The 6,947-nt window shown below is 68.3% G+C and carries 6 protein-coding genes, 1 pseudogene and 1 CRISPR repeat array; of the genes and pseudogenes, 2 read left to right on the plus strand and 5 right to left on the minus strand.

The annotated features are described in order from the left end of the window. On the plus strand, nt 1-840 hold an 840-nt coding region (locus ACIRJP_RS41715; protein ID WP_404186328.1), incomplete at its 5' end, for a helicase associated domain-containing protein. 90 nt (nt 841-930) lie between these two features. Beyond that, nucleotides 931-1,264: direct repeats of the CRISPR family, unit length 29 nt; unit sequence GGGACCGTCCCCGCGCGTACGGGGTGCAC. Nucleotides 1,265-1,473: 209 nt separating this feature from the next. Here ACIRJP_RS41715 and ACIRJP_RS41720 read toward each other — a convergent pair. From ACIRJP_RS41720 to ACIRJP_RS41730, 3 genes are all read right to left on the minus strand, one after another. Then, a complete protein-coding gene (locus ACIRJP_RS41720) occupies nt 1,474-1,599 on the minus strand; it encodes a zinc ribbon domain-containing protein (RefSeq protein ID WP_404186330.1) in 126 nt (41 codons plus the stop codon). A gap of 323 nt (nt 1,600-1,922) precedes the next feature. Beyond that, nucleotides 1,923-3,344, minus strand: coding sequence for an RNA-guided endonuclease InsQ/TnpB family protein (locus ACIRJP_RS41725; protein ID WP_404186332.1), 1,422 nt, complete (start codon nt 3,342-3,344; stop codon nt 1,923-1,925). A 333-nt stretch (nt 3,345-3,677) separates the two neighbouring features. After that, nucleotides 3,678-4,898: a GIY-YIG nuclease family protein gene (locus tag ACIRJP_RS41730; protein ID WP_404186334.1), complete on the minus strand. Its 1,221-nt coding sequence runs from the start codon at nt 4,896-4,898 to the stop codon at nt 3,678-3,680. A gap of 294 nt (nt 4,899-5,192) precedes the next feature. Between ACIRJP_RS41730 and ACIRJP_RS41735 the strand changes: the two genes are divergently transcribed. Beyond that, nucleotides 5,193-5,546: a hypothetical protein gene (locus ACIRJP_RS41735; protein WP_404186336.1), complete on the plus strand. Its 354-nt coding sequence runs from the start codon at nt 5,193-5,195 to the stop codon at nt 5,544-5,546. Nucleotides 5,547-5,642: 96 nt separating this feature from the next. Here ACIRJP_RS41735 and ACIRJP_RS41740 read toward each other — a convergent pair whose 3' ends face one another. Together ACIRJP_RS41740 and ACIRJP_RS41745 are read right to left on the minus strand one after the other, a co-directional pair. After that, nucleotides 5,643-6,350 (minus strand): hypothetical protein, encoded by a 708-nt coding sequence (locus ACIRJP_RS41740; RefSeq protein ID WP_404186338.1) that lies wholly within the window; start codon nt 6,348-6,350, stop codon nt 5,643-5,645. Between the two features lie 278 nt (nt 6,351-6,628). After that, nucleotides 6,629-6,947: pseudogene (locus tag ACIRJP_RS41745) on the minus strand (GPP34 family phosphoprotein); the annotation flags it as partial.

Genomic DNA, 6,947 nt, shown 5'->3' on the forward strand with positions numbered 1-6,947 from the left:
GGGCAGTGGATCAACGAGCAGCGCCGCGCCTACGGATCCGGGACGCTGGACGCCGGGCGGGTCGCCGAGCTGGAGAAGCTCGGGATGGTCTGGTCCGAGCAGGAAGCGGCCTGGGCGGACGGAGTCGCTGTCGCCAAGCAGTACGCCGCAGCCCACGGCCACTTCCTCCCCCCGGTCACCGCGACCTGGGCAGGGCATCCCATCGGCGTGTGGGCGAAGAACGCCCGCGCCGCGGCGCGCAGGGCGCGGGAGAACGAGGAGCTGCGCGAGGCCGGCCGCCCCGTGCGGTCGGCGGCCGGGGCGATGACCCAGGCCCGGCAGAACGAGCTGGACGCGATCGATCCGGGGTGGTGCCCGGCATGGGACACCGGGTGGCAGCGCTGCTTCCGCCTCGTCCAGAACCACGTCCAGGCCGGCGGCACCCTCCCCACGGTCGACGGCGACGTCGTCGTCCAGGGCGAGGACCTCGGACGCTGGGTGAACGTACAGCGGTTGGGGTGGGAGCAGTTGGCGCCTGTGCAGCAGTGGATCCTGGAAAACACCCTCGGGTTCCAGGCGGCCGAGGACAACGAGCGGCCGATGAAGCAGACGCAGGACGCGAAGTGGGCGGCCAACCTCGCAGCGGCACGGCAGTTCCACGCCCGTGAAGGACACCTGCGAGTGCCCCGCAAGCACGCCGAGCACCTGGAATCGGCAGAGGCGGTGCCGGGCCGTCAGAACGCTGCTGACGGGGCCGTGGTGGTCAAGCTCGGCACCTGGCTCGACAACGTCCGCAAACGCGCCGCAAAACTCCCCGAACAACGCCGCACCGACCTCGACCAGCTCGGCATGCGCTGGTAGGCCGGACACAGAGCGAGGGAAGGGCCCGGATCTCATGGGAGTCCGATCCCTTCCCGCGGCTTGCAGTCGTCGAGCTTCACCCAAAGAAGCTGGAAGGGAGTCGCGCGTACGGCGTGCACGCGAGATCAGAGACGTACGGCCTTGGTGGGGCGGGACCGTCCCCGCGCGTACGGGGTGCACGTGCCGGTTCTGGGGCTCATCATCCCCATCGTGGGACCGTCCCCGCGCGTACGGGGTGCACTTCCTCCGCGATGTTGATCGAGGAATCAACTTGGGACCGTCCCTGCGCGTACGGGGTGCACTGGCGCGGTTTCCAGTAGCAGGCGTCAGCGGTGGGACCGTCCCCGCGCGTACGGGGTGCACATCGCCCTCCGGACCACTTCGGCGCCGCTGATGGGACCGTCCCCGCGCGTACGGGGTGCACCCTCGTCGACCTGCGTAGTTACCGACCCGGTGGCGGTCTTTCGACCACTTTCGAGGATCCCGGCATTGCTCGCATATGTACGCGCTATGGATATGTGAGGACGGCTGGGAGGTTGCCCTCCCAGGGTGACCCGGTGAAGGGTCTTCCCGCTTCGTCCTGCCGCCCCGGCGCCCTTGCGAGCGCTGGGGACTTCTGCAGTCCACGGGCGTTTACAGCCCCTTTTCCAGGGGACTGGCCCGGCCCAGGGGCCGGACGGGTGTTGCGTGGTTCTTGATGTTGCGGGCCGCGTTGGCATCCCGGTCGATGACCATACCGCACGCCTGGCAGCGGAACACACGGTCGGCCTACGCCGGGAAATCGGGGACCGTCCCCGCGCGTACGGGGTGCACCCTTTGGTGCGATCCGGCAGTGGGCGCGCTTGGGGACCGTCCCCGCGCGTACGGGGTGCACCCTCGTCGACCTGCGTGGTTACCGTCCCGGTGGCGGTCTTTCGACCACTTTCGAGGATCCCGGCATTGCTCGCATATGTACGCGCTATGGATATGTGAGGACGGCTGGGAGGTTGCCCTCCCAGGGTGACCCGGTGAAGGGTCTTCCCGCTTCGTCCTGCCGCCCCGGCGCCCTTGCGAGCGCTGGGGACTTCTGCAGTCCACAGGCGTTACAGCCCCTTTTCCAGGGGACTGGCCCGGCCCAGGGGCCGGATGGGTGTTGCGTGGTTCTTGATGTTGCGGGCCGCGTTGGCGTCCCGGTCGATGACCATACCGCACGCCTGGCAATGGAACACACGGTCGGCCAGGGTCTGGCCGGTGTCGATCCAGCCGCACTGGTGGCAGCTCTTCGACGAGGGGAAGAAGGTAGGGACGCGGGCGATGGTGACGGCGTGCCAGCGGGCCTTGTACTCGATCTGTCGGTTGATCTCTGCGAAGCCGACGTCGAGGATGGCCCGGTTGAGGCCTGCCTTTTGGCGGACGTTCTTGCCGGGCTTGTCGGTGGTGCCCTTGGCCGAGCGGGTCATGCCCTTGGTGTTGAGGCTCTCCAGCGCGATCTCGGCGTACTGCTCGACCAGTCGTTTGGTCACCAGGTGCTGAGCGGTGGCGCGCCGGGCGGAGAGCAGGGCTTGGAGTTTGGCTGCTTTCGCTTTTGCTTCTTCGTAGCCTTTGGACTGCTGTGCGGCGCCTTTCACGTAGCGGCGTGCCATGGTCCGCTGGGCGCGGGCGAGTTTGCGTGCGGTGTTCTGGAGGAGGTGTGGGTTGTCCACGGCCAGGAGGGGGGTCTGTCCTGAGTGGAGGGTGAGGGGGTCGGAGAGGGTGAGTGCGGTTTTCACTCCCAGGTCCACCCCGATCCGGCCGGCAGTCTGCTGGCGGCGGGTGGGGCGCGTGGGCAGTTCCTGTTCGACCCTGGCCAGGACGGAGGCGTGCCAGCGGTGTCCGTGCCGGGAGACGGTCAGGCTGGTGATGGTCGCGTGGCCGGTGTTGATGAGCCGGGTCAGCTGGCGTGGTGACTGGTGGAGGCGGACGGTGAATGCCGGTTGTCCGCCTCCACCTGGTATTCGCAGGCGCCGGGGGCCCTCGAAGCGTATGTCGGGGTTTTTCAGGCTGTGGACGATCCGGAAGGACTCGCGTGTGGCGCCGCGGCGTTTGAACCTGGGAAAGCCCATCGGTGGTCGGCGGCCGGCGAGGGAGTCGAGCCAGTTCTTCCACGCCGTGTCGGCGTCCTCGAACGCGGTGTAGTAAGCGCGGTTGTTGACGCCTTCCCACCAGGCGAAGGGCTGCCGTGGTTCCTGTCCCTCGCGCAGCGGGCCGATGAATCCCTGGCCGCGGGTCTCGCGCCAGTAGGCCTGGGTCCGGTTCCGGTTCGGCACACGGACCTTGGGTGCCTTCTTGTTGGCCTCGGTCTTGTCCATGCCTTCGGCGACCAGCCGGTCACGGCCACGGCACCAGCGTTCGTAGACGGCCGTCTTCATCCCGAGCGCGAAGTTGAACCCGCACCGAGAGGCGGTCGCGTAACGGTGCAGGATCTCGACCTGCTCCTCAGTCGGGTCCAGGGCATAACGGTAGGCCCTGATGATCAGCTCACTCATCCGAGGATCATCACAGCCACCACTGACAGTAGTGGCATATCCATCGAAATCTACCGTGATGGCAGTGCTGGAACAGCGGTGGGCCACCTCCAGCATCACGCGCGTGCGCAGCGAGCCCGGGGTCACGCAGCGGCCGCAGACGTTACGCCGCCGTTCCCCGCCGGTGCTGGGCCTCGTCGGGATCGCTGGCTTTGGGACGCGAGAACCGAGAACCAACAGCAGATGTCCACCACTTCGGAACGCGGGCGCAGTAGGTCCTGTTCGATGCCAGTGACGCTGTCGGCCAGCGGTTGAGCCACGGGACCTCGCAGAGCACTGCGGTCGATCGTGGCGCTACACGCCCGACTCCGGGATGATCCCTGCCTCGGCATCTCGGTCTCCCGCCGGGCGTTCCCCGGCCGGGACAGGGGCGCGTAGAGGCTCCTGGCCGGTGGATTGGCGGGGCATGGACCGGGTGAGGTCCGCGACCGACGGGGAGGGCGGCAGGACGCCGCTGGCCTTCACCCCACTCATGGCGAGCGCCGCTGCTGCGGCTGCTGCGATCTCGGCAGAACTGTCCCCGGCGAGCTGGGTCAGGAGTGGGCCGTCTGGCAGTCGGGCGGCCTTCGCCGTGGCCTTCTCGCGGACGGCCTTCCTCGCCGCCCGGTGCTCCTGCGCCGCCCGTTCGGCCTCGAACGAGTACCCGAACAGGGTTACCAGCAGGGCCGCGCCAGCCAGGCACCAGGCCCCAGTGTTGGCGGCCTCGGAGAAGTAGGTGCCGGTGAACGACTCGATCTCGTGCATGGGAAGACGGGTGAACACCTGCTCGCGGATGAGCTTGTCGAGGCCCATGGGGTCCCACAGAAACCAGCCGACGGCGGCGAGCGCGGGGAGTCGGCGGACGGGCCAGGTGTCGCCCGTGACCGTGCGGACCATGAGGAACGCCGCGACCGGCAGGCCCACCACAACTCGTAAGGCCGCGTTGACGACACTGCGCCAGCCGCCGACGAACTCGATGCCCGTCTTACCGGCCTCCTTCGCCTCGAACAGAGCGGTGAGGAAGCGCCGGAACATGAACGCGGCCAGCCGGTTGAAGTCGCGATCGACACGGTCGAGGCGGCGTGGCTTCGCCGGCCCCTCGTCCTCGTCCTCGTCGTCGGTGTTGCGGACGACGCCCAGTACGACGTCTCGGACGATGCCCGCCAAGCGCTCCGGGGTGATCGACTCTCCGCGATCGAGGGGCCGTGCGCCAGGCCTTGGGGCTGACACCTGGCCCCGCGGCTTGGGGCTGGCGTGGGCCTGGACGACGCTGGGGATCGCACCGACAGGCTCCACGCCGCCGAAGTCGAACCATTCACCCTCGACGCGGTAGGCGGCGAACGCCCGGTGCAGCATGGACTCCAGCTCGCGGCCGCCGGGTGTGGACCACAGGATTCCGAGGCGGTCGGGGTTTCCGGTCTGAAGTTCCTTGAGCCGTTTCTCCGGGTTGTTGCTCGTGCCGATCTTGACGCGGGTCGACCCGGCCGGGCCGATCACGTACACGAAGGAGCTGCCGCTGGGCTTGGAAGAGGTCACCGTCCTGCTCTCGTCTCGGGGGTACGCGCCTGCCGGGACTGTACGGGGACCCTCGGACATCGAGGTCCGTTCCGCCCGCCGGTCGGCCCTTCACCCACCGCCCGCCGCGCGAGTTCGGCGGCGACAGCGTCCAGCTCCTGGTGGCTGTACCCGGCCGGCCGATGAGTCCCCAATTCCGTAACTACGAACTCACGTTGAAAACAGGTCAACCTCATGCAGGGCGCTTGACGGGGTGCGGAGCTCGGGCGCTACTTGTCAGTGCTCACTGCATAAATGCTGATCAAAGGGGGCTCAATGGGAAAGATCATGCGATCGAGGTTGACTGTCACCCTGACGGTTGCCGCCGTCGTCGGCCTTGCCCTTCCGGGAGTTGCCGGTGCGGCGGATCACTCGACCCAGCCCATGTCCAACACGGCCTGTGACGACGGCAAGGCGACAGCAAAGGAAAACGTGGCCATCCGCACCAGCACCAGTACCAGTGCCGCTCTGGTGACCACTGCCCTGAAGGGGCAAACGTGGTCCTGTGGTGTAAATGGTGTCATTCTGGGCGGCCGGTATACCGCTTGCGGGACGTCGAACGGCAACGGTTGGTTCTACGTCTACAACGACAACTACGCGGGCTATACCGCGTCAGGTTGTTGGGGGTGACGCTACCCGCGTGACCAAACCCCCACCGCCGAAGGGCGCATTCCGGTGGTCGTCGCATCACAGTGATCAACTGGCTGTCTCCAGGGCACGGCATCCTCACCGCATCCGGGTCACGATGAAGGTGCCGTGCCGGCCGGACCCGGCCAGCACCTCCACGACCATGTCCGTCTCCACCCGCGTATACGACTCGCCCTCCGCCCGCCGCTCCCCCACCACCGCCGCGCCGCTCAAGGCCTCACCGACACGAGCTGCGAGAACGGGCTCCAGGCGTGCGGACACCCGGGCCGGCCCACCCTCGTCCCCCACCGCCAGGACCAGATGGCGCGGCCGCTGCCGCGGCCCGGTGAACCCGAGTACCAGGGCGTCGGCCGTGTCCGCGTGCCGTACCTTCACCCACCCGCGGCGCCCCGCCCGGTAGCTGGCACCGGCCCTCTTCGCGACGATCCCCTCAATCCCCTGTTCCTGGAGCGTCTCGTACCAGTGCAAGGCCACCTCTCGGTCGTCCGTGGCCGGGACAGCCTGGATCGGCGGCTCGACATGGGCGAGGAGCTCCAGGAGGAAGGTGCGGCGCTCGGTGTACGGACGGCTTCGGCAGTCGCCGATCGCAGGGTCCGGGTGCTGCAGAACGTCCCAGCAGATGTAGGAGGCCGGATGCCGGGCCGCCAGGGCGCGGGCCCGGGTCACTGACGACGCGGCCCGAGATTGCGCGGCTGCGAAGTCGAGCCGGCTGTCACGCCAGATCACCGCCTCCCCGTCCAGCACCGTGCCGGGCCGCAGTTCCATGCCGCCGACCGCCAGGTCCATCCAGTGCTGGGTGACGACTCTGCCGGCCGGGCGTACAGCACGACGGTCTCGTCGGTCCGACGCAGCACAGTCCTGTGGCCGTCGTTCTCCAGACTGCGAGGTGTCTCATGAGACACCGTGATCAGACTGTGGGTCGGACGCACACCCAGTTTTCAGGTGTAGGCCGCGCGCCCCTGACCGGAACTGGTCCACGGACATGCCGTAGGAGCTGCCGGACGGCTGGGCGACCGCTCACCGTCGCTGTCGGACTCGACCGCGCCCCCGGAGGTGGGCTCGGCTCACGGTCCGCGCCACAGGTTGGCGAAGGCCGCGTTCTCGATGGTCCGTCTCTGGCGTACGGCCTCCAGCTCCATCACCGCGTCGTGGATGGCGGCCACCACGGTCGTCACCGCCTCGTCGTCGAGGCCGGTCTCATCATCGGATCGTTCGTCGTCGATGCCCACGACCGAGGCGAGGGCGGCCAGGACGGGTTCCTTCTCTTTCCAGCGGTCGGCTGCATGGTGGCGCGCGGGCGTATCGGCCGGTTCCAAGCGTTCCGAGCCGAAGGACAACCGGCCGCTTCGCTGCGGCTTCAGCTCACCGTTCTCCTCCAAGGCG

Source organism: Streptomyces sp. NPDC102437 (assembly GCF_044765565.1).
Taxonomy (GTDB): domain Bacteria; phylum Actinomycetota; class Actinomycetes; order Streptomycetales; family Streptomycetaceae; genus Streptomyces.